Raw genomic sequence first — 3750 nt, 5'->3', positions numbered from 1 at the left:
TCCCCGGCGCGCCTGTTTCGCGGCCCGCCCGCGTCTCCCCGGCGCGCCCCGTCGTGCCGGCCTTCTCGCCGTGCCCCTGCCGCCCTTCTCGCTGCCCTGCCGGGCGTTCTCGCCGCGCTGCCGTGCCTTCTCGCCGTGCCCTCTTGTTCGCGTCCGCCGAGCGGTTCCGTGCGCCCCTTTCTGACGGGTCGCGTGCGGGGGGATGCGCTCACTGCGCTGTTTGTGCCACAGTGCGCCCTCATGCGCGGTACTCGAGGTTGGATATCGGGTATGTGCCCATTAACCCCATGAAACCGGACAGGGTCCGCTTCTGACTGGGAAGTGATCGGCGTGATCGACAACGGTGACGACTGCGCCGAGTGGACCTTTCCCGCGGAACCCGGTGCCGTGCGGACCGCTCGGGCCGTGGTCCGTGACCGGCTGCGCGCATGGGGGCTCGACTCCGTCGGGGACATCGCCGCCCTGCTGGTGAGCGAGTTGGTGACCAACGCCCTGCGACACGCCACCGGCCCCATCGGCGTCCGCCTCGCGCACTCCGACGGTTCGCCGGGCACCCTGCTCGTCGAGGTCTCCGACCCACTGCCCGACCCGCCGCGCGAGCGGACCGCCGACCTGGACGACGAAGGTGGCCGAGGACTGCGGCTCGTGGCCTGCTCCGCGCGGGCCNNGCAAGACCGTCTGGTTCGAGTTGACGGTTCCCGGCTGACCGGACCCGTGGGCGTACCAGGTGGAGGACCTGGTGCACGACCGGCGTCCACGGCGTACGGGCCGGGCAGGGGGGCGGCTCCGCGGGGTGGGCGTGCGACCGATCGGTTCAAGCCAGTAGCGCTGGCTGGAGTCTTAGGTTCGAGCGGGCAACGCCTGGTTAGAAGACTTGGGAGTATGTCCCAGCCGGTCCAAAAACGATCGGGACCGTGCTGTGATCGTGAACACCGTGTTGCGCGGCGCCGTAGTGCTGGATACTGCGGGCAGCCGCCCCTGGTGACCGAAGCCGGACGCGGTGAGCTGGAGGGGACGGTTCGCGTGAGCGAGATACCAGCGAAGGCCACGGAGTCCACGGAGCCGAAGGGCCCGACGGACCGCGCGAGGCCCGAGGCCGCAGACGATTCCGGCCTGGGCCGCGCCACACGCGACGACGTCACGCGCGAGGGTGGAAGCGCTTCCGCCGCCGCGAGCGGCGCCGCCCAGGGCCCCGCGTCCGCAAGTCGACCGTCGGCCGGCCGTCCGGCGGCGGCCGGGGGTGAGGCCGCCGACACCGTCGCGACCGCCGGCGTCCTGGCCGGCCAGGGCCCCGGCGATCCGATGTGGCAGACCAGCCCGCCCGGATCGATCTACGACTACATCAAGGTGGCCTCGTTCTCCATCGGCCCGGACGGTCTCGTCGACCAGTGGAGCCTGCGCGCCGAGCAGTTGTTCGGTATCTCGGCCGCACGGGCCGTCGGCATGGACCCCATCGAGGCGTTCGTCGACCCCGACCGCCGCGAAGAGGGCCAGCGGAAGATGGCCGAGGTCCTCGACGGCCGGGAGTGGACCGGAGTGGTGCCCTTCCGGGTGCCGGGCCCCGAAGGGGTCGAGGGGCTCGCAGAGGTCTATGTGATGCCCACCACCGTCGAGGGCGGCGAACGGGCCGCCGTGTGCATCGTGGTGGACGTGCGCACGCTGCGCCGCATCGAGACCGACCTCGCCGCCTCGCAGGCGATATTCGGCCAATCTCCCTTCGGCTTCCTGCTGATCGACACCGACCTCCGGGTGCGGCGCGCCAACCAGCGGTTCGCCTCCATCTACGGCGGCCACGTCGACGACCACCGCGGCCGGGGCGTCCACGACTACCTCCGATCCCCGGAGGCCGAGCGGGTCGAGGCCACCCTGCGCCGGGTCCTGGAGACCGGCGACTCCATCACCGACATGCACATCTCCGGGTTCGTGCCCGGCTCCGAGGAACGCCGCCACTGGTCCGTCAACCTCTACCGCGTGCACAGCGGCACCGGCCGCCCCATCGGCATCGCCTGGCTCGGTATCGATGTGACGGCCCGCCGCGCCGCCGCCCGCGAGGCCGCCGCCGCTCGGCGCAATCTCGCCCTCCTGAACGAGGCCGGTTCCCGCATCGGCAACTCCCTCGACCTGGAGACCACCGCCCGCGAACTCCTCGACGTGGTCGTCCCCAACTTCTGCGACCTCGCGACCGTCGACCTCTACCAGGGCCTCCTCGTCGGCGACGAGACCCCGCCCGGACTCGCCGACGGCAGCGCCGAACTGCGCCGCGTCGCCTTCGCCAGCGCGGTCTCCGACGCGCCGTTCGTCGGCGGGCCCGCCCCGGTACGTGTCGGCGCGGTCCACCACTACCCGTTCAACTCGCCCTGCGCGGACGCCCTGCGCACCGCCCGCCCCCAGCAGGTCCCCGAAGAGGGCAACCTCATCCAGACGACGCTCGCCGTGCCGATGGTCGCCCACGACACCGTCGTCGGGCTCGTGCAGTTCTCCCGCACCAAGGGCAGCGAACCGTTCGGGGAACGCGACCGGGCCCTCGCGGTGGAACTGGCCGCGCGCGCCGCCGTCTGCATCGACAACGCCCGCCTCTACCGGCGCGAACACGAACGCGCCCTCATCCTCCAGCGCTCCCTGCTGCCGCCCGGCGACCCCGAGGCATCCGGCCTCGACATCGCCTGCCGCTATCTGCCGGGCAACGCGGCCACCGAGGTCGGCGGCGACTGGTTCGACGTCATCGAACTCCCCGGCCACCGCACGGCACTCGTCGTCGGCGACGTCATGGGCCGGGGCCTGCGCGCCGCGGTCGCCATGGGCGAACTCCGCACGGCCGTACGGACCCTGGCCCTGCTCGACCTCGAACCCGCCGAGGTCCTCTCCGCGCTCGACGAGATCGCCCGCGGCCTCGGCAACCCCGGCGGCGTCCAGTCCGCCTCCCGCACCGCCGCCAGCCGGCCCCGCGACAAGGACCTCTCCGAGGTGTACCTCGCGACCTGCGTGTACGCCGTCTACGACTCGGTCACCCGGCGCTGCACCTTCGCCAACGCGGGCCATCTGCCGCCCGTGCTGGTCGAACCCGGCGAGAGCGCGCTGATGCTCGACGTGCCGCCCGGCATGCCGCTCGGCGTGGGTGGCGAGCCGTTCGAGGAGGTCGAGGTCGAACTGCCCGAGGGTGCGCTGCTGGCGCTCTACACGGATGGACTGGTCGAATCACGCGACCATCCCCTCGACGAGGGCCTCCAGGCGTTCGTCGGCGCCCTCACCGACCCCGCCCAGCCGCCGGCCGGGGGGCGCCCCGACGGCCCCCGATCGCTGGAGGACGTCTGCGACCACGTCCTCAACACCCTCGACACACATCACGGCGAGGACGACATCGCCCTTCTGATGGCACGTGTCCAGGGGCTGCCGTCCGACTCCGTCGGCGACTGGACCCTGCCCCGTGAGCCGCGCAGCGTGGGACGCGCCCGGGAGTACGCCCGGGGCCGGTTGCTCAGCTGGGACCTGGAACCACTGGTCGACACGGCCGAGTTGCTCGTCAGCGAGCTGGTCACCAACGCGCTGCGCTACGGCGAGGGCGAGATACGGCTCCGGCTGCTCCTCGACAGGACCCTCGTCTGCGAGGTCTGGGACGCCGGGCTCGTCCAGCCGCGCCGCCGCCGCGCCCGCGACACGGACGAGGGCGGCCGGGGCCTCCAACTCGTCGGCCTGCTCTCCGCCGCGTGGGGCTCCCGCCGCACGCCCCGCGGCAAGACCGTGTGGTTCGAA

At 72.6% G+C, this 3750-nt stretch carries 1 protein-coding gene and 1 pseudogene; both read left to right on the top strand.

The window, feature by feature from the left end; all coding sequences use genetic code 11:
• Positions 1 to 321: 321 nt before the first annotated feature.
• A pseudogene (locus AOK15_RS48940) lies at positions 322 to 666 on the top strand (ATP-binding protein); the annotation flags it as partial.
• 357 nt (positions 667 to 1023) lie between these two features.
• Positions 1024 to 3750 (top strand): SpoIIE family protein phosphatase (locus tag AOK15_RS35980; protein WP_420877022.1); only part of this gene is annotated, 2727 nt, incomplete at its 3' end.

Origin of the sequence: Streptomyces ossamyceticus (assembly GCF_001418475.1) — a bacterium.
In the GTDB taxonomy this organism is placed as follows: domain Bacteria; phylum Actinomycetota; class Actinomycetes; order Streptomycetales; family Streptomycetaceae; genus Streptomyces; species Streptomyces ossamyceticus.
Note: the sequence above shows the minus strand (reverse complement) of the source record. Positions and strands in the feature narration are given on the sequence as shown.